This window comes from Arcobacter defluvii (assembly GCF_013201725.1).
GTDB classification, from domain to species: Bacteria; Campylobacterota; Campylobacteria; order Campylobacterales; family Arcobacteraceae; genus Aliarcobacter; species Aliarcobacter defluvii.
On the sequence record NZ_CP053835.1, the window covers coordinates 2,332,025 to 2,352,350 of the forward strand.

A 20,326-nucleotide genomic window follows, 5' to 3' on the forward strand; every position below is an offset into this window, starting at 1 on the left:
ATATTTTATTATTATCTTGGATATGAACAATTATTTATATCTATACAGATACCATTTATGTACTCTGGACAATCTGTTGCTAGCCAAACTATAGCTTTTGCAACCTCTTCAGGTTCTGCAAATCTTCCTGTTGCAACTGTTTTTTTAAACTCTGCTTTTCTCTCTTCACTATTATCTTTTTGCATATCAGTTTCAGTTGGACTTGGAGCCACACAATTTACAGTTATCCCATATGCACCTAAAAGTTTTCCATAAATTTTTGTAGCATTTATAAGCCCTGCTTTTGCTATTCCATACCAAACATCTGGATGTCCAATTTGCCCAGCAATTGACGCTGTATTTACGATTCTTCCATATTTTTGTTTTTTCATATGTTCACTAAAAATATTTATCAACTCAACAGGAGTATATAAATCAACATTCATTATATGTTCGCGTGCTTCTTTTGGGTAGTTATTATAAGAATACTTTGGTTGCATATATCCTGCATTATTTATTAAAATATCTATATTTCCTACAGTTTTTGATAACTCTTTTAAACCATCAACATCTGATAAATCATATTCAATACAAGTTACCTTTTCAACACCTACTAAAGGACAATTTACAAAATCTCTGGCAACAATAATTATTTCATATCCAAACTCTAACATTGCTCTTGAAACTGCTAATCCAATTCCTTTATTTCCACCTGTAATTAATACTCTTTTTGACATTCTCTCTCCTTTAACTTATAATATCAAAACCATTGACCTTGGTCATTTTATTAAAATTTAAATTTTGTTAGAATAAATCTATCAACAAATAGGAAAAAAATGATTTATAAAAATGAGAAATCTCTTATAAATATCATAAAATATACTCCCATAATATTTATTATATCCCTTTCTTTACTAATCTCAATTTTTCTATATTTTGAAAAACAAGATGAATTAGAAAAAGAGAAAATATTTTTAAAAAATGAATTTCTAAAAAGAAATCAAGATTTTGTAAAAACTGAAGTTGAAAATTTATATGATTTAATTATCCGAACGCAAGAGAAAACAGAAGAAAAATTAAAAAGAAATATTAGAGAAAGAGTTCTTGAAGCCAATAATATAGCAACAAGAATTTATAATGAAAATAAAGATACTAAAACTAAAGATGAAATAATCAAAATGATAAAAGATGCGTTAGTTGATATAAGATTCAACGATGGTCGAGGTTATATTTTTATCTATACTTTTGATTATGAATGTATTTTACTTCCTATAAATAGGGAAAATGAAGGAAAATTTGTTTATAACTTTCAAGATACAAAAGGTATGTTTTTAGCAAGAGAAATTGTAAAAAGCCTCCAAGATAGAGATGAAGCATTTTTATCTTGGTATTATGCAAAACCTAATGATTTAACTAAAAAAGATTTCAAAAAGATTGGTTTTAATGTACATTTTAAACCATATGATTGGTTTATTGGAAGTGGAGAATATGTAACTGATTTTGAAGAAAATATGAAAAATGAGATTTTAGAATATATCTCAAAATTAAAAACAAATGAAAATGACTACTTTTTTATTTTAGATTACGATAAAAAAACACTTTTTCAAAAAGTTGATAATTTAATTGATAGAACTTTTCAGAAAATAGATTCTAATAAAGAGAGAACTTTATTTAATGATATTTGGAATATATCAAAAGATGGTGGAGGTTTTCTCACATATGATTACCAAATAACAGATAAGGAAATGCCTCTTACAAAAACAAGTTATGTAAAAGGATTATTTAGCTGGAAATGGATTTTGGGAAAAGGTTTTTTTCATAATCATATGAATCAAATTATTGAAGAAAAAAGTTTAGAATTAAATGAAAAATTTAACAAAAAAATAAAAAATATTTTTATAATCACTTTTATTCTTACTCTTATTTTATTAACTATTTCTCTATATATATCAAAAAGATTAGAAAAAAAATTTTTAAACTATAAACTTGAGTTAAAAAAACAACAACATATTCTTTCTCAACAATCAAAAATGGCTGCGATGGGAGAAATGCTTGGAAATATCGCTCATCAATGGAGACAACCTCTTTCTCTTATAACAACAGCAGCAACAAGAATGAAACTTCAAAAAGAGTTAGAAAATTTAGATGATGTATCATTTAATGAATCAATAGAAAACATAACTAATTCTGCTTTATACTTATCAAAAACAATTGATGATTTTAGAAACTTTTTTAAATCTGATAAAGAAGAGACATATTTTAGTATTGAAGAATCATTTGAAAAAGCTTTTAAATTACTTAGTGCCCAATTTAAAAATCACGAGATTTCATTTATAAATAAAATTGAGGATTTCAAAATTTATGGGTATGAAAGTGAATTTATTCAAGCACTTATAAATATCTTAAACAATTCAAAAGATGCGCTTTTAGAAAAAGATTACCCTAAATTAATTTTTATAAATAGTTATATTGAAAATAACAAATCAATAATAAAAATAAAAGATAATGCAGGTGGAATAAAAGAAGAGATTATAGATAAAGTTTGTGAACCCTATTTTACTACAAAACATCAGGCAAAAGGGACGGGAATTGGTCTTTATATGACAGAAGAGATAATTTCAAAACATATGAATGGAAGTCTAAAAATAAATAATACGAAAATAAATTATGGAAATATTGATTATTTAGGACTTGAAATCACTATAGAATTAAATGCAGAAAAAAGTTAACCTTTTATTTTCTGCATTATTTATATTTTTTAGTTGATAATATTAAAAATAACTTCTTTTAACTCTTCTATTTATCTAATAAATATTCGTATTTTTTATCAGTTAGTAACTTCATAAATGCAACTAATGCTTCAATTTTTCTATCATTTAGCGCATTTGCTCTTAACTCTTTTATTGAAATAGTATCTTTAACTTCAGGTTCATCCCAAGGTTTCCCAGTTTCAAGATTTATAGTTCTTTCTTTATTATTATATTTATCATAAAATTCTACAACTGTTTTTAAATCTTTAAATACTCCATTATGCATATAAGGAGCTGTTACAGCTACATTTCTAAGTGTTGGAACTTTATATTTTCCTTTTTGGTTTGTATCAGTTACATTTGGATTAGCTAATAAACCTTCATCGATAACTTTTACTCCATTTTTAGCTCTTACTTCTTTATTTTCAGGAGTTCCAATATTATGATACTCATAATTTGTAAATGTTTCGCCAGCTTTATCTTCACCTTTTAGAACATGACAATTTGCACATGAATTATTGTTATTTGAGAAAAATATTGATTTACCCAAATCTTCAAGTGGAGTTAAATCATATTCACCTTTTAAATATCTATCATATTTAGAATCAAAAGGAGAAAACTCTTCAGTTCTTTCAAATGAAGCAATTGCTATAGTCATCGCATCATAAGCTTTATTTTCATCTTCAAATATATCTTTACCAAAAATATTTTTAAATGAATCAACATACAAACTATTCTCTTTTATTCTGTCAACTATCTCTTTTTTACTTGCCATTCCCATTTCTATTGGATTTAATGGTGGACCACCTGCTTGTTCTTCTAAAGTTGCAGCTCTTCCATCCCAAAACTGTCCACCAACATATTTTTGTTTTTTCTCATCAAAATGAAATTTTGGAGAAAATTTTGCATAAGATGCAGTTGGTGCTTTTCTATCCCCTAATGATTTACCATCATCACCTAAAGAAACCATTTTATTTACACCATTATCTCTATCATCAATAAATCCACTATTTGGATTATGACATGTAGCACAACTTTGTGTTCTATTATGTGATAAATTCACATCAAAATATAAAACCTGTCCTAAAGCCTCTTTTGATAAGACATCATTAGCATTTAGACTTGAAAAACTTAAAAACATCAAAATTAGTAAACTTGATTTTTTCACTAAATCCCCCTTTTTTTAATAAATTATAAAATGGTGTTAAAATTAAATCTTTTAAAGATAAATAATCTTTCATTTGCTCAACTCTTAGACCAAATTTTAGAATTTTTACTTCTCTTGATAAACAAAGTGAGCCAAAAATTCTATCCCAAATAGCTATGTAACCACCGTAATTTTTATTAAAATGTTTTTTATCATGGTGAATTTGATGCTGTTTTGGAGAAAGTAACCACTTCTCTAAAAAACTTCCATAAGAAAATGGAATATGCGAGTGTCTAAGATTTGAGCCAAATAATGAAAATATAAATAAAACTATATTAACTCCAAAAACCATATAAATATCTATTTTTGCTCCAAATAGATATATAAAAACTCCTGTTACTACTCCCACACTTAAAGAGTATCTAAGTCCAAATAAAAAATTTTCAACTGGATGAACCCTATAAAATGTTATAGGGGTTAAAACTTTTGCACTATGATGAACTTTGTGAAATTCCCAAAGAAATGGGATAGTATGCAAAAATCTATGTAACCAATATCTTGAAAAATCACTTACAATAAATATACACATTGTATACATTAAAACTATTTGTTTATATGAAAATAATTCATTTTCATAATAATCAAAATATAAATACAACTCTTTATTTACAAATAAAGCAACACTTTTTGCACTTATAATAAATGGAATCAATAAAAAAATATTTATAAAATATGATAAAAAAAAATAGTAATAATCTAACTTTGCACTTGGGTGTAACCAAAGTTTTGAAGAAGTGATTACTCTCGTATTTTTTTTTGTAATATAAAAATAAATCATTGCAAGTACCATTGAACTAATAATATAAACCCAAAAAAGTCTTTTACTTGGGTTTATTAAATATTCAAGTGCAAAAAAATCATTCACTTAATTAATCTCCATCAGCATCTAAAACATTTGGACTTAAACCTAGTTTTTCAATTAAAGATAAATAATAAGCATTATGTAATTCTCTTAAACTTGTAAATAAATCTTTTGCATTTGAAAAATCATCTTTTTTCAATTTTGATAAATTTACTTTTGCTTCATTGATTTTATTTAAAGCAGTTTCTAACTCTTTTTGAGCATTTAAATTTTTAGCTATATTTGAAAAACTGTAATATTTTTTTTCTTCTAAAACTTCTTTTTGTGCATCTAAAATTGCATCTATAGCTGCAAATGAATTTTGACTTAAAAAATACTCTGCTCTATTATTTTTAGGATCATTTTTAAATTTCGATGATAATCCAGCAGGATTACCAACTCTCCACTCTTTTAGTCTATATGAACTTGCTATTAAAGTATTTATAATTATTGCATTTTCAAGTTTTTCATCTTTTGGTTTTGAAGTTAAATACTCTTCATAAACACCTTTAATTTCTTCTAAATAAGAAATTAAAGAATCAATAATTACTTTTGCTAACTCTTTTTCTCTTAAAGTCAACTCTTTATCATTATATAAAACATATTCCAAAGCATTTACAGTCTTAAAAGAGTTTTTAAATAGAGCTTTTTTGGGCTCATCTTTCCCATCAATTACCCTTTGCATTTGAGAATTTAAATCTTCTTTTAGATTATTAAAAACATCCATAAATCTTGGTGTATCTAAATAATCATCATCAATCTCTCCTGCAAAATAGATTGCTTCAACTTTTTTCCAATCTTTTATAAAATTCGTAAAATTTTTATCATTAATATCTTCTTTTAAAATTTTTGCATCTTTAATTGCTATTTCAACATTTGGAATAGATACATTTTTAACTATATTTAAAAGTGCTCTATCTTGAGCAAAAATCATTGATGCAGAAAAAAACATCAAAAGTAAAACTTTTTTTATCATTATAATTCCTCTAAAAATTTAATCAATTTTTCTCTTTGTTCTTTTGGTAAATTCATATAGTTTTCTTTACTATTTTGAGCTTCACCACCATGCCATAAAATGGCTTCTTGAAAACTTCTTGCTCTTCCATCATGTAAAAGTCTTGGTTTTTCTTTATTTATTTTTTCGTGAAGTGCCAATCCCCATAAAGGTGCAGTTCGCCACTCATTACCGTTTGCCATAAATTCAACTCTTCCATCTGCTAAATCTTTACCCATATCATGAAGTAAAAAATCTGAAAAAGGAGATATTTTGAAACCTTTTTTTGTATTAAAACTACTTATATGACATTTCGAACATGAAATAGCTTCAAATAAAGATAATCCCTCTTCATATTCTTTTGTTTTTTTAGCTTCATAAGTTTTAATATTTTTTAAATAATATGTTACAGCATCCAATCTATCATCAGGTAAATCTATCATATCTCTTGGTTTTGGTGCTTCATTACACTCTTTTTGATATTTTGTACAATTTCCATCAGGGAATATTGTAGTTGTTAACCCCATGTCATTTGAAGCTGCACCTGCCACTTGCTCTTTTAAAAAGCCAACGCTTGCTTTCCAAGTATAAATTCCAAGTTCATTTTTTTTTGTAATATTTGAATAGACAAAATTTGCACGTCCCGAAATACCATCATTATTTGAATCATTTTCATCAACATTTGCCAATATATCTTCATGTGAAATCAAACTTATTAATCCCATTCCATTCAAACTTGGAGCAATTCGATAAGAGATATTTACATCTTTATTTAATTCTCCATAATTCAAATTTTCTAAATTATATTTTGGTTTTAATAAGATTTGTTTTTCTCCATCTGGAAAAACTATTCTAATCTCTTCAAAATCTATCTTGATTTTTCCTTCATAATCAACTCCAAAAATTCCATTTATTGAAAGTTGATTTCCATAAACTGGCTCAGGTACAAAACCTTTATATATTAAATATTCTTTATGTTCATCACTATCATTTGATTTTATTGATAATCTTGCAAGTAAAGATCTTGAAGATAAATTTTCATCTGCAAAAAGAGTTCCTCTACCATTTTTTGGATGACAACTAACACAAGTGTTTGCATTAAAAAGTGGACCTAATCCATCACGTGCAGTTGTTACACTTGGAGCTTCAACCCAAGGAATAGAAAAAAAACTTCTACCTAAAATAAATTTATCATACTCTTTGTCATTTAGATTATTAATAGGCTTTAATAATAATGAACTATTTTTATCATTTGATAAAAAATTACCACTATTATTAACTGCAAAAAGCCCTGTAGCAAATATTACTACAAGGCTTTTTATTAAAATAGTTCTTTTCAAAAATGAAAAATTAAATTTTTGTTTCTTCTGGATCAGTAACATCATCTGTACTTAAATTAATTCCATTTGCAGCTGCAACATTAACCATTTCATCACCAAGTTTTCTTAACTCATTTTTTAATTTTACAATAACTTTTGATTGCTCATTATCAGGTCTAATTTGATAATCAAAATGAGCTTTTGTTTTTGCTACTTCATCAATACTATTAATTTTTTCTTCAATTGAAGACATTAATTTTTCTATTCTTTCTTTTGTCTCTTTATCTACAGCATCAAATAAAGATTTACCATATTTTTTACCATTATAAGTAGCTGTTAAAATATTTTTAAATCCTAAGTAGTTTGTTAAGATATCTCTGTGTGTATTATCAGAGAAACAAGAGTGTTCATCTTCTTCACTAGGAGTTAAAACTGCAACAGCAATTCTTTCATTTGCTAATTCAGATTTAATAAATACACCCATTCCTGCAATTATTTGTTTTAAAGCTTCTTCTGTTTCAATATTTTTTGAAGCATCTTTACCTTTTAATTCACCTTTAATTGCTGCTTGATATAAACCTTTATTTCCTTTTACAGTTTTTTCCCAAGCAGAAGTAACTAATTCTAAATCTACAACTAATTTATCAGTTGCTGCTTGTAAATAAGCTATTCTTCTTTTTGCATTTTTATCTGTAGTAAAATCTGTAAGTGATCTTTGCCCAGCTGTCATAGCTCCAGGAGTTACAGCATCTGTCATAAAGTTTGAATAATCTTGATCTTGTCCCCATAATAAAAATTCAATTGCATGGTATCCAGTAGAAACATTAGCTTCTCCACCATTTTCATTTAAATCTGTAAGTGCATCAACCGTAATTTTTGTAACATCAACTTCTTTTGATTCTTCTCCACCTGGATTAAATTTTCCAACAGTATCAATAATATTTCCAGAAGTTAATTTTCCATCTGCATCAACTGTATAATCTATCATATTTTCATCTAGTGGCCAAGCATTAATTTGTCCTTCTAATGAACCATAAGTTTCTGCAATCCAACCTTCTTCCGCATCAATTGGTCCATTTGAAAGTCTAAAAATCTCAGTTTGCCCATAAGATTCTCTTGATTCTAACCAAGCTTTTTTTGCAGCATCAAAATTTGCTTGTGTTGGATTTTTTGCAAATGTATCAATTGAAACTTTTAATGCTTTTGCATCTTTTAAAGTATCACTATAATTTGCTAGAGCAATATCAGAATATGCTTCTAAAATTGATTTTGACTGAGCAAGCTCAAATTTTTTTGGTTCAGCATTAGTTGCAGCATTTGAAGTTAAAGCGATAGCTGCAACAACAGAGAAAGAAACTAACATTTTTTTAGTTAAATTCATAATCTAATTCCTTTTTGTTAATTTTAATATTAATTATCATAATGAATTAAATCAAAAAAAAACTTCATTTCTTCTTAAAGTGATAATTATTATCATAAATAATTTAGAATATAGATTTTAAATTTTTTATTAACTCTTTTGTTTTTTCATCTTTTATCTTTTCATCTAAAACTTTGTCTAGTTTTTCCTCTATTTTATCTCTATTTTTTTCAAGCTTTTTATCTATTTCATTTTTTAATAACTCTTTAGTATCTAAAGAAATAGTTGGTTTTTTCATATCACCTTTTAAAGTTATTGAAAAATTACTTTTCTTGATTTGAGTATCAAGTTTTGCATCTATTAAATTTTGTTCAAAATCCAATAAAGAATCTTTTATATCAATTTGAGTATTTTTACTTTTCATAGTTAAATCAGATATTAACTGCTTTTCATTTATATCACTATTTACTTCTGCTGATTCATAAACCTCTTTTGTTAAATCAAATTTTGATAACTGATTTATGATATTTGAAAAATCATTTGGTAAAAAATGCCCATTTAATAAAGTTCCATTTAAATTACCTTTTTTAGTTAATAAATCATAATTTAATTTGAAGTTTGCCTTAGAATCAAATACTTCTGGATTATTTATCATATATAATAAATCTTTCATATTTATATTATTTAATGTAGTAATAAAATCACTATTTTTTAAATTAAAATCTAAAGTTCCTCCTAATATATTTGAATTACCACTAATTAATAGATTTTCTTTTTCATTTTGAATTTCACCTTTTAAATCAAGTTTTCCTCTTAATTGAGTTTTTGTAAAATCTTTTATATTAGATAAAGAAGGTATATTTAACAAATAATCACTTTTTAAAGAATCTTCTGTAAAATCAAAAATTGCTTTTTCCATATTTATATTTCCAATATTTGATAAAACACTAATTTTTGATATAGCTTTGTTAGGAACTAAGGAAGTATTAATTACGGAATCTAAAGTAATTGTATCTTTCAACTCTTGTTTAAAGACTGCATTTATAACTTCATTTATAATTTTTGCATTTGAAATTTTAGAGACAATATTTCCATCTAATTTATCTAATGAACTATTTTTTATTTCACCTTTTATATCTAAATCTCCTGTCATATATACAGGTTCATCCAACATATGAAGAAGTTTTTCAACTTTTGCATTTTCAATTTTAAAATCTACATTTTGAGCAATAAAATCTTTTAATTGAAGTTTATAAGTTGATAAACTTTCAAAAATATTGGTATCTCCTTCTATTGAAATTACTTTATTTTCAACAGAAACATTTCCTTTTGTATTAAATTCAGCATTTAATTTTCTACCAATTACACTTTCTAATTTAATTAAATTTTTAATATCAATCTTATAATCACTATTTAAAGAATTATTATCCAAATTAATATGTGCTTTTTCAATAAAGATATCAGCAATAGAACTTAAAAGTTCTGATTTTATATCTACTTTATTAGATAATAAAGAAGCATTTATATCTCCTTGAAAATTAATTGCTGTATGAATTGATTGTTTAAATTCTTGATTAAATACATCATTATTCAATAAACCCTTAGAAATATTAGCAGTTAATAATCCATCTAAATTGTGTATATCAATATTTTTAATATTTGCATTTATTGTTAAAATACCTTTTATATATTCAGGTTTATTAAAAAGATTTAATAATTCCTCAATTTTTGCATCAGTTAATTCCAAATAAATATTATTAATATCAAAATTAACTAAATTTAAATAATATTTAGTTTTACTTGTAGCTATATTTGAAAAACCTTGAATAATTGCTTCTTGTTTATCTCCTTTAAAAATTCCATTTGTATAAAATGAACCTTTTAAATCTTGATTTGTTAAATTTTTTAATTTTGATAATTCATTTATTTTAATATCATATTTTAAATTTACACTTTTTTTAAATATTGCTAAATCACCAGAAATATTTATATAAGAATCATCATTTATGACTGCTTCAAAATTTATTGTATTAAGTGTTAATCTAAAATTATTTACTTTTAATTTTACATTTTCTTCTTTACTATTTACTTTACCTTCAATATATGATGAAATGATCTTATTTCCGTATTTTGTAAATAATATACCATATACAGAACCAATAAGCAAAACAATAATTACAGTAAGAGATAAAAATAATTTTTTCATAAAAAAGCACCTTCTTTTCATAAGTGCGATGATTATAACAAATTGTTTATAAAATAACTATTTTAAAACTTTTAGCTTATTTTTAGTTTTATTTTTTTATAATCACAGCCACAAAGTGTTAAGTAGGGATACGCAAGCCGAACAGACTTTGAGATATATAAAAATTATAAGGAATCTAGAATGAAAAAAATCGTTCTTTTAATGCTAGCTATCGCTGGTTTTGCATTTGCTGCTGATGAAGCTGTTGTAAATGAAACTTTAAAAGCATACTCTGTAGTTGCTGCTGGAATTGGATTAGGTCTTGCTGCACTTGGTGGTGCTATTGGTATGGGTAATACTGCTGCTGCAACTATTGCTGGTACTGCTAGAAACCCAGGTTTAGGTGGAAAATTAATGACAACTATGTTCATTGCTTTAGCGATGATCGAAGCACAAGTTATTTATGCACTTGTTGTTGCTATGATTGCATTATATGCAAATCCATTTTTAGGGTAATCTTTAAATCTACAGATTTAATAAATACTTCAAGAGGTCAAGAAGTTTTTCTTCTTGACCTCTTTTTCGTTGCAGTTATGGTGGAATTGGTAGACACGCGGGCTTGAGGGGCTCGTGCTTAATCGCGTGAGGGTTCAAATCCCTCTAACTGCACCAATAATTAAAAAATAATCTTTTCATATCAAGTTAAACTAACTATAAAAATACTATAATTCGCCAAAAATCACTTAAGGAATCTTAATGTTAAATATCTATAAATTTTTATTTATAATTCTATTTTTACCACAATTTTTACTATCACAAGATATTCCAACAACTCCAATAAAATTATTAGCTAAAGAATCTCAACAGCAACAAGCTATTGCAAAACCTACAGAACAAACAAATACAGATGATTTAACACAAAACATAGAAGACCAAATAGATTCAGAGAATAAACTTGTTGATGATGTTATAAATAATATAAATAATGAATCATATTTAACAACTCTTCCTGAAAAAAACTATTATGATAATGAAATACTATTTTTAACAAATAGAATAAATGCAAATAATCTTCAAAAAAATACACTTGCAGTAAAAAGAGATGAATTAAGAGTTGAATTTTTAAAAGAAAAAGCAACTTATGAAGATACTTTAAAAAATATTATTTTAGGTAAACAAGAATTTAGGAATAAAAAATATTTTGAAGAAATTTTAAAAAATAACATTAAACAAATTCAAAATTTCAAATTAGATGATTACGCTTCACTATATGAAAGTGAATCAAAAAACAGTAGCGTAAATAAAGTATCAGCTGATTTAGTTGATAATTATATCGAACTTTACAATCAAAAACATACACAACTTTTTGTTTTGCAATATTTATATTCTAATATCCAAAAATTTAGAGCTTCAAACTTTTTTATTGATGAATTTAACCTAAAATATTTAATTGATAAAATTGATAATGTAAAAGGTATCTCTTTTATATCATCTTTAACTTCATATCATCTAAATTTTTCTATTGGTGAATTGATTATTGCATTATTAATAATTCTATTTTTTAGATTAATAAATAGATATTTAATTGTAATAATTACAAATTTTATATCAAAATTACTTATAAAAGATAAAAATCACAATTTAGAAGAGAATATTTTATTTCATCTAAAAGATGCAATTAATTCTCCTGTAATCTACAGTTTATACCTTTTTTCTATTCAACTTTCAATGTTCATTTTAGTAAAAGATCAAACTTTTATAAACAGTGTTATGCCTTGGATTAATACAATTTATATGGCTTTATTAACTTGGGCAATCTATGCTATTTTAGACAATAGTATTTCTATATACGCACAAAATTTATTAGAAAAATACCAAAATGTTAGAAAAGAAATGATTGTATTTATTTTAAAAATAATTAAAGTTGTACTTATTTTGGTTGTAGTTTTATTTTTATTCACTCAGCTTGGAATTGATGTAAAAGCAATAGCTGCTTCACTTGGAGTTGGAGGTATTGCTATCGCACTTGCTGCAAAAGATACTCTTGCAAACTTCTTTGCTTCATTAAACATTATGACTGATAACTCTTTTTCACAAGGGGATTGGATAAGAACTAATGATTTTGAAGGAACAGTTGTAGATATCAGAATGAGAACAACTAGAATTAGAACATTTGATAATGCCATGATTACTGTTCCAAATTCTCAAATTGCAAATGCTCATATTATGAACTGGTCAAAAAGAAAAATTGGACGAAGAATAAAAATGAGTATAGGTGTAACTTATGAAAGTAAAATGGAAGATATTGTAAACCTTAAAAATGATATTCATGATATGTTATTAAATCATCCAAAAATTGCAACAAATAAAACTATAAATATATCAAAAACTAAAGCATTTGAAGCCATAAAAAGAGAAGATTTAGATGGAATAAAAAATACTTTATTAGTATTTGTTGATGAATATTCTAGTTCTTCAATTGATATTTTAGTTTACTGTTTTTCAAAAAGTCCAGTATGGGAAGAATGGTTAATTGCAAAAGAAGAAGTTATGGTTGAAATATCAAAACTTGTTGAAAAAAATAACTGTGCATTTGCATATCCTGCTCAAACTATTTTTCTTAAAAATGATAATGAAACAAAAGAAAAAATAGAAGATTAAATCTCTTCTATTTTTCTACTAATAAATCAGCTTTTGATCGAATCTTTTTTTTATATAAAAATTCTTTTTCTCTTTGTGTAAATTTTTCTTCTTTCTCTTTTTTTACTGGTTCAACAATTTTTTCTTTTTTAATCTTTTTTTCTTCTTGAATTTCCTCTTTCTTAAACATCGTTAGAAGTAAATAAATAGAAAAAACTAGATTAAAAATAATTACTATCCACTTCGAAATAAGTGCAATTTCTAAATATTGAAGTTTATCTTTTAATTTCAAATATTCCACAACATCACTATAAATTACATTTGCAAAAAGAGCAATAATCAAAAGTAAAACAACTAAAGTAATTCTTTTTCTAAATTTAAATAAATAATACCAAAAAACAGCAGATTTTACTTGTTTAAACATATTTTATTCCTAAACAAAGAAATTTAAACCAAGAGCAGCAAGTGCAACTACTAAAGATTTTGTTTTCAAATCATCAACAATCTTTCGCTCTTCATCTGCAATAATTATTTCTAACTCTTCATCACTATAATCATCAAAAGTTTTATGATTTTCAACAAGTCTAGCTTTTGTTGCAAGAACTGCTTTTTCTCTAATTTTTGCATTTATTGCTTCTTTTAATTGTTTACTTTTTATTCTTGGATAATCAAAAGCTTTTGTAGCATTTTCACTTGCTATGTTTAATAATTTATTTGAATTTTCTTTTAATTTATCTTTTATTCCCATATTTTTTCCAATTTGATTTTTTTTATTCTATCATTTAACAATTAACAAAATCATAATTAACTAATATTAAAAAAGATTGAAGAAGAAATAATGGCTAAGAAATAGCCATTATTTATAAAAATATTTTCTAAAATTTAGAAAAAAACTTACAGAATATACTCCCAACGTGGATATGCAGCAGCTATTGCTTTCATCTCATCAAATTTAAATACTTTAATGATTTTAAATCTTCCACTTGTTAAAAATGCTTTTATTCTCATTTTGAATCCTAGTATTTTCGTATGTAAATAATATTAAATTTTAAATAATAATATACTTAAATATATATTTATTTACATATTTTTTTTAATTTTATGATATACTTTTGCATACTATTTTTGGAAGTTAAATGGATAAGGATAATTTCAAGTTATTATTAAAAAAAGCAAATTTCAATAAACGGACATTTTCAGAGCATTTAGGATTAAAATATCAAAGTGTAAATTCATGGGGAAACAATGGTAGAAATATTCCTTATTGGGTTGAATCTTGGCTACATTTGTATATTGACAATAACAAATGCAAACAAATAAAAGAGATATTAAAAGATAGTGGAGTTTGTAAATAAAGGCTCAACAAAGCCTTAATTAAGTATACTAAACATAAAATAAGTAAAATTTCATAAAGGAAGATTATTGGAAGCACAATATGAAAAAATCATTGTACTAATTATTGTAATTACAGCTTCAGCAATGACTTGGAAAATGGTAAAAGATTTTTATATGACAAAATTTCATAGAGTTTTTGCTCATTTAATAGCCGTGATAACTGGTTCTTTTATGCTGTTATCTTCAATGATTCTATTTGTACCAAAAAATTATCAAAGAGGCGCTGGCCCCGAAGTAGAACTTAATTTTATAGGTGTTATAACTGTAATTGTAATGTTAGCAGTTTTATATCTATTCTTCAAATATATACCAAATAACAAAAAATAAATTTTAATTGTAGGAATTACTATGCAAGCATTTTTAGAAGAGGCTAAAAAATCTAGCCGAACTATTGCAAATTTAAGCACTGCTATAAAAAATAAAGTATTAAATGAAATGGCAGATGCTTTGATGAACCATTGTGATTTTATCATTTCACATAATGATAAAGATATGAGTCAAGCAAGATTAAATAATTTAGATGAAGCTTTACTAGATAGATTACTTTTAACAGGTGATAGAGTAAAAGGAATGGCAGATGCCATAAGACAAATTGCATCTCAACAAGAACCATTAGGAAGAATTCTTGATGGTTGGGTAACCCAAGATGGTTTAAATATACAAAAAATATCAATTCCAATTGGAGTAATTGGAATTATTTATGAAAGTAGACCAAATGTTACAAGTGATACAGCAGCACTGTGTTTTAAAAGTGGAAATGTTTGTGTTTTAAAAGGTGGAAAAGAAGCTGAACACTCAAATAAAGCAATTGCTGTTGTATTAAAAGAAGTATTAGCAAAAAATAAACTCCCTGAACAAGCTATATCTTTACTTCCTGATTCAAGTAGAGAAGGTGTTGCAAAACTTATAAAACAAGATAAATATGTTGATTTAATAGTTCCACGTGGTGGAGAAGCTCTTATTAAATTTGTGAGTGAAAATTCTTCAATTCCAGTAATAAAACATGATAAAGGAATTTGCCATATTTATATAGATAAAGATGCTGCTGCTGCAAAAATTATTGATATTGTAATTAATGCAAAATGCCAAAGACCAAGTGCTTGTAATTCAATAGAAACTTTACTAATCCATGAAGATATAGCTCCATATATTTTAAATGGATTAGAAGATGCTTTTAATGAACAAGGAACAATTTTAAAAGCTTGTCCAGAAACATTAAAGTTTATAAAAGCTATTCCTGCAACTATTGAAGACTATAGTACAGAATATTTAGCAAATATTTTAAATATAAAAATTGTAAAAAATATTGAAGAAGCAATCATACATATTCAAAAATATGGTTCAGGACACTCTGAATCAATTTTAAGTGAAAACTATACAGCAGTAAATAAATTTTTGAGTGAAGTTGATGCAGCTTGTGTTTATGCAAATGCAAGTACGAGATTTACAGATGGTGGAGCATTTGGACTTGGAGCTGAAGTTGGTATTTCTACAAATAAACTTCACTCAAGAGGACCAATGGGAATAAATGATTTAACAACATTTAAATATAAAATTTACGGTTCAGGTCAAATCAGGAATTAGGAAAAAAATGAAAAAAATATTTTTAACATTATGTAGTGTTTTTGTTGCTTTATTCTTTTGGTACTATTTAGGAGCAAAAGCTATATTAAAAGATGATTCAAACTCTTTTTCAAAACTTCAGTGCGTATCGTATGCACCTTTTGCAAAAGATGAATCACCTTTCTTATTTGATAAAGGTTTAGTAATTTCAGAAGAACAAGTAAGAAATGATTTAAAACTTCTTTCTAAATACACAACTTGTATTAGAACATACTCAACTGTAGGTTTAGAAATGATTCCAAAGATAGCACGAGAATTTAATCTTCAAATGCTTATGGGAGCTTGGGTTAGTTCAGATGAAAAACAAACAAAAGATGAAATATCAACTTTAATTAAATTAGTAAATGAAAATCCTGAAATTGTAAAAGCTGTAATTGTTGGAAATGAAGTTTTATTAAGAGGAGATATCTCTGATAAAAAACTTTATGAATATATACAAGAAGTAAAAACTGCTCTTCCAAATGTAAAAGTAACTTATGCTGATGTTTGGGAATTTTGGTTAAAACACCCAAGTATCAAAGAAGTAACTGATTTTGTAACTATTCATATTTTACCTTATTGGGAAGATGACCCAATGAATATAGATGAATCAATCAAACATTTAGCTGATGTTAGACATGAAGTTGAACAAATTTTAGGAACTTCAAATATTTTAATTGGAGAAACAGGTTGGCCAAGTGAAGGAAGAATGAGAGAAGATGCCTTACCAAGTAAAATCAACCAAGCAAAATTTGTAAGAGATTTTGTCTCTTTAGCCCAAGAAAAAAACTGGAATTATAATATCATTGAAGCCTTTGATCAACCATGGAAAAGAGTTAGTGAAGGTGCTGTTGGTGGTTTCTGGGGATTATTTGATAAAGATAGACTTGATAAAAATGTATTCAGTGGAGATGTTTCAAATTTTCCAAATTATAAATATTTAGCATTTGGTTCATTAGTTTTAATCCTTGCTTTTTCTTTATTACTTAGAAACAAAGATATATCAACTAAAAAAATCTTCTTATTTAGTTTTATAAATACTCTTTTTGCAATACTTTATATGTTACAAGTTGAACAATATAATATTATTGCTAGAAACTATTTAGAATTTTCATGGGCTTTTGTTGTGTTATTAACACAAATTTTTGTTTATTATTTTATGCTTTCATATATAATAAAAGAAAAAAGAACAGATGTTATTCCAAGTATATTGTTTTATTTAGCTTCATTTATTGCTTTCATTTTAACTATGAATTTAGCTTTCAATGGAAGATATGAAAATTTTGAAATTTATGGATTTATCATTTTAGCCATCTCATTTATATGGTTATATAAAAATCAATATTCAAAATTAAATTTTGGTAAATTTGAAAAAGTATTAGCTTTAGTTTTAGTTATTGGTTCAATTATTACAATATACAATGAAACTTTTTTAAATATTTTCTCTAATATTTGGGTTATTTTAGCATTAGCATTTGCTTATATTTTAAATAAAGGCACAAACAAAAATATCTCTTTGTGTGATTTAAAAGAGTTAGGAATTTATACATTAGTATTTGCTGGAATTTTCTTTGCCTTTAAATATGGATTTGTATCAAATAAAGCCTTAGCAATACAGTGTAATCTAAACTCTGCATCTTTATCTTGCGAAATAAAAGATTTTATGGGAGCAGCTGTTTATTTTGGATATATTGGATTTGTTACTATTTTAGTAGCTGTGATTGCATTTATAACAAATAAAAAATCATACTCTTTAATTGCTCTATTCTTTAGTGTTGGTTCATTAATTCTTACAAATACATTCTTAGGTTCGATTTCATTTTTATTAGCTGTTTATCTTCTTACAAAAGATGAAACAAAAAGTTTAAATTAGATTTTTATTAGAAGATTGTGCTAAATGCACAATCTTTATTTTTTAGGCTCTTTCATCATTTCATTCATCATTTTTTCTTGTTCAGGAGAAATATTTGGAAATTCTGCTTCACTATCACCAATAATCTCTTCAATTGGTTTTATAGGAAATGGTGGAAGTTTAAATTTATCATCTTTTATATCTATATTAAATACTGCAAATTTTGCTTGTTGAATTTGAATAATTCCTAAAGACTGACTAATTTGTTTTAATGGAACAGATTTGTAAACCCAAATTTTATCTTCACCTAATTGCCAAATGTCACATTTATAACCTAAAATTTCTTCTGTTCCTAGATTTTTTGCACCCATTTGAATAAAAGAATCATAAGTTTTAATATTTTGAATTGGATTTTCTTCATCTAAAACTAATTTTTGAGAATAAATTACTTCATCATTAAAATCTGCTGTAAGCATTTTATCATTTACAATTTTTGAAACTGTTCTCTCTTCTTCTTTCTCTCCCATTATTGTTTGAACGATACGTTCATCTGTCAATTCAAGATTACCAAAATCTTTAAAATACAATTTACTTGTTCCACTTATTGTGTCACCTTTTTCAGTTCCTTCAGCATTTCCAGCTATTTCATATTCAACAATTCCTGATTTTATTTCATATCTGTTTCCAGCGAATAAATCAACTAAACCAATTAACAAAAATATAAATATATATTTTATTTTTCCCACCTTCTTTTCCTCTAATAAATTGGCAAAATTATACAGCTAATATAAAAAATATGCAATAGATTTTATATACATATTTATAATAAATACCACCAAAGTAACACCATTTTTACTTATGATAAAAAAAACAAAGGAGTTTAATATGTCTTATTCTAAAAAAAGATATTTAGTTTATTTTATTAGCACAATTTTCATAATGCTAATACCTTTTATAACAATAAATAATAATCATATATTGTTATTATCTTTCGAAAGATTACAGTTTCATTTTATTGGAATGGTTTTTAATGTAAGTGAACTTTATGTTATGCCTTTTTTATTAATGTTTTTATTTATTGGTATTTTTGCAATGACTTCAATGTTAGGAAGAATTTGGTGTGGTTGGGCATGTCCTCAAACTATCTTTAGAGTTATCTATAGAGATTTAATAGAAAGTACAATTTTAGATTTAAGAAGAATTAAAAACAAACAAAAAGAGATAGACTACAATAAAAAATCAAATCAAATTAAAAAATATATATCTTTAATTTTATGGGGAATTATTACTTTAATTATCTCTTCAAACTTTATGTTATATTTTGTTCCACCTGAAGATTTTTTTGCTTATATACAAGACCCTTTAAATCATAGTTTTATGATTTTATTTATTATAAGTGTTGCCCTATTTTTAATCTATGATATTGTTTTTATGAAAGAAAACTTTTGTGTTTATGTTTGTCCATATTCTAGAATCCAATCAGTATTATATGATAACAATACAAAACAAGTAACTTACGATTTTAATCGAGGTGGAAAAGTTTATGAAAATGGAGCAAAATCTATTTTTAAAGTAAAACAATGGAGTAATAATGAAGAATGCACAACATGTGAAGCTTGTGTAAAAGTTTGTCCAACTCATATAGATATTAGAAAAGGTTTACAAGTTGAATGTATAAACTGTCTTGAATGTAGTGATGCATGTTCAACTGTTATGCAAAAATTTGGAAAAGAATCTTTAATAAATTGGGGAAGTACAAATAAAGTAATAAATAAACAAAATATCTCTATTTGGACAAAAAGAAATATTACATATTTTGCTTCTTTATTTTTATGTATATTTTTAGCATTTTATTTTTCACTAGAAAAAGAAGATTTTTTAGTAAATGTAAATAAAACAACAGAACTTTACAAAAAAAATGAAGATGGAATAGTTTCAAATAACTATATTTTAACTTTCCATAACACACAAGATAAAGCTTTGACTTTTGATATAAAACTAAAAGATGATAAAAACTTTAAAATAAAAAGATTTGAAAAGTTCTCTTTAGAAGCTGGAACTAAATCTAAAAAAATATTAATTATTGAAACTACTAAAGATTTTGATAAAAACATAAATAAAACATCAAATGTTTATATAGAAATATTTTCACAAGATAGTGAATTTAAAATAGTAAAAAAACTAGCTTTTATTCATCCATAA

The 20,326-nt window shown here is 25.3% G+C and carries 18 protein-coding genes and 1 tRNA gene; 9 read left to right on the forward strand and 10 right to left on the reverse strand.

Annotated features, from left to right (window positions below; translation table 11 throughout):
- Window positions 1–11 precede the first annotated feature (11 nt).
- Window positions 12–716, reverse strand: a complete 705-nt coding sequence (locus ADFLV_RS11625; protein ID WP_129011940.1) for an SDR family NAD(P)-dependent oxidoreductase — start codon at window positions 714–716, stop codon at window positions 12–14.
- A 99-nt stretch (window positions 717–815) separates the two neighbouring features.
- Between ADFLV_RS11625 and ADFLV_RS11630 the strand changes: the two genes are divergently transcribed.
- Window positions 816–2,708: a sensor histidine kinase gene (locus ADFLV_RS11630; RefSeq protein WP_129011939.1), complete on the forward strand. Its 1,893-nt coding sequence runs from the start codon at window positions 816–818 to the stop codon at window positions 2,706–2,708.
- Between the two features lie 67 nt (window positions 2,709–2,775).
- Here ADFLV_RS11630 and ADFLV_RS11635 read toward each other — a convergent pair whose 3' ends face one another.
- The 6 genes from ADFLV_RS11635 to ADFLV_RS11660 all read right to left on the reverse strand — a co-directional run bounded on the left by ADFLV_RS11635 (window position 2,776) and on the right by ADFLV_RS11660 (window position 10,656).
- Window positions 2,776–3,897 carry a cytochrome-c peroxidase gene (locus ADFLV_RS11635; RefSeq protein ID WP_228712407.1) on the reverse strand — a complete coding sequence of 374 codons (1,122 nt, stop codon included), beginning with the start codon at window positions 3,895–3,897 and terminating at the stop codon, window positions 2,776–2,778.
- Window positions 3,839–4,801, reverse strand: a complete 963-nt coding sequence (locus ADFLV_RS11640; RefSeq protein WP_129011938.1) for a sterol desaturase family protein — start codon at window positions 4,799–4,801, stop codon at window positions 3,839–3,841. Before ADFLV_RS11640 ends, ADFLV_RS11635 begins: the two co-directional genes overlap by 59 nt.
- Before the next feature lie 4 nt (window positions 4,802–4,805).
- Window positions 4,806–5,753 (reverse strand): imelysin family protein, encoded by a 948-nt coding sequence (locus tag ADFLV_RS11645; protein ID WP_129011937.1) that lies wholly within the window; start codon window positions 5,751–5,753, stop codon window positions 4,806–4,808.
- A complete protein-coding gene (locus tag ADFLV_RS11650; RefSeq protein WP_228712406.1) occupies window positions 5,753–7,153 on the reverse strand; it encodes a di-heme oxidoreductase family protein in 1,401 nt (466 codons plus the stop codon). The genes ADFLV_RS11645 and ADFLV_RS11650 overlap by 1 nt, the downstream gene beginning before the upstream one ends.
- A complete protein-coding gene (locus ADFLV_RS11655) occupies window positions 7,122–8,471 on the reverse strand; it encodes an imelysin family protein (protein WP_228712405.1) in 1,350 nt (449 codons plus the stop codon). The genes ADFLV_RS11650 and ADFLV_RS11655 overlap by 32 nt, the downstream gene beginning before the upstream one ends.
- Window positions 8,472–8,574: 103 nt before the next feature.
- Window positions 8,575–10,656: a hypothetical protein gene (locus tag ADFLV_RS11660; protein WP_129011934.1), complete on the reverse strand. Its 2,082-nt coding sequence runs from the start codon at window positions 10,654–10,656 to the stop codon at window positions 8,575–8,577.
- Between the two features lie 180 nt (window positions 10,657–10,836).
- Here ADFLV_RS11660 and ADFLV_RS11665 point away from each other — a divergent pair, with 180 nt between their 5' ends.
- From ADFLV_RS11665 to ADFLV_RS11675, 3 genes are all read left to right on the forward strand, one after another.
- The gene (locus tag ADFLV_RS11665) at window positions 10,837–11,151 is read left to right on the forward strand and encodes a F0F1 ATP synthase subunit C (protein ID WP_014474953.1); all 315 of its coding nucleotides are present in this window, start codon (window positions 10,837–10,839) and stop codon (window positions 11,149–11,151) included.
- Window positions 11,152–11,222: 71 nt separating this feature from the next.
- Window positions 11,223–11,307: transfer RNA gene (locus tag ADFLV_RS11670), tRNA-Leu, on the forward strand.
- 84 nt (window positions 11,308–11,391) lie between these two features.
- Window positions 11,392–13,296: a mechanosensitive ion channel family protein gene (locus ADFLV_RS11675; protein ID WP_129011933.1), complete on the forward strand. Its 1,905-nt coding sequence runs from the start codon at window positions 11,392–11,394 to the stop codon at window positions 13,294–13,296.
- Between the two features lie 7 nt (window positions 13,297–13,303).
- On the opposite strand, the gene ADFLV_RS11680 is transcribed toward ADFLV_RS11675, so the two are convergent.
- Window positions 13,304–13,699 carry a hypothetical protein gene (locus ADFLV_RS11680; protein ID WP_014474955.1) on the reverse strand — a complete coding sequence of 132 codons (396 nt, stop codon included), beginning with the start codon at window positions 13,697–13,699 and terminating at the stop codon, window positions 13,304–13,306.
- A 9-nt stretch (window positions 13,700–13,708) separates the two neighbouring features.
- Window positions 13,709–14,023, reverse strand: a complete 315-nt coding sequence (locus ADFLV_RS11685; RefSeq protein ID WP_014474956.1) for a hypothetical protein — start codon at window positions 14,021–14,023, stop codon at window positions 13,709–13,711.
- A gap of 388 nt (window positions 14,024–14,411) precedes the next feature.
- On the opposite strand from ADFLV_RS11685, the gene ADFLV_RS11690 reads away from it, so the two are divergent.
- The 4 genes from ADFLV_RS11690 (at window position 14,412) to ADFLV_RS11705 (ending at window position 18,145) form a co-directional block, all read left to right on the forward strand.
- A complete protein-coding gene (locus ADFLV_RS11690; RefSeq protein ID WP_014474957.1) occupies window positions 14,412–14,630 on the forward strand; it encodes a hypothetical protein in 219 nt (72 codons plus the stop codon).
- Window positions 14,631–14,697: 67 nt separating this feature from the next.
- Window positions 14,698–14,997: a hypothetical protein gene (locus tag ADFLV_RS11695; protein WP_014474958.1), complete on the forward strand. Its 300-nt coding sequence runs from the start codon at window positions 14,698–14,700 to the stop codon at window positions 14,995–14,997.
- A gap of 21 nt (window positions 14,998–15,018) precedes the next feature.
- Entirely contained in the window at window positions 15,019–16,254 is a 1,236-nt protein-coding gene (locus tag ADFLV_RS11700) for a glutamate-5-semialdehyde dehydrogenase (protein ID WP_129011932.1), read from the forward strand.
- Between the two features lie 7 nt (window positions 16,255–16,261).
- Window positions 16,262–18,145: a glycoside hydrolase family 17 protein gene (locus ADFLV_RS11705; RefSeq protein ID WP_129011931.1), complete on the forward strand. Its 1,884-nt coding sequence runs from the start codon at window positions 16,262–16,264 to the stop codon at window positions 18,143–18,145.
- A gap of 35 nt (window positions 18,146–18,180) precedes the next feature.
- Here the strand turns inward: ADFLV_RS11705 and ADFLV_RS11710 are convergent, their stop codons facing one another.
- Window positions 18,181–18,870 (reverse strand): hypothetical protein, encoded by a 690-nt coding sequence (locus tag ADFLV_RS11710; protein ID WP_129011930.1) that lies wholly within the window; start codon window positions 18,868–18,870, stop codon window positions 18,181–18,183.
- A 139-nt stretch (window positions 18,871–19,009) separates the two neighbouring features.
- Between ADFLV_RS11710 and ccoG the strand changes: the two genes are divergently transcribed.
- Window positions 19,010–20,326 (forward strand): cytochrome c oxidase accessory protein CcoG, encoded by a 1,317-nt coding sequence (gene ccoG, locus ADFLV_RS11715; RefSeq protein ID WP_129011929.1) that lies wholly within the window; start codon window positions 19,010–19,012, stop codon window positions 20,324–20,326.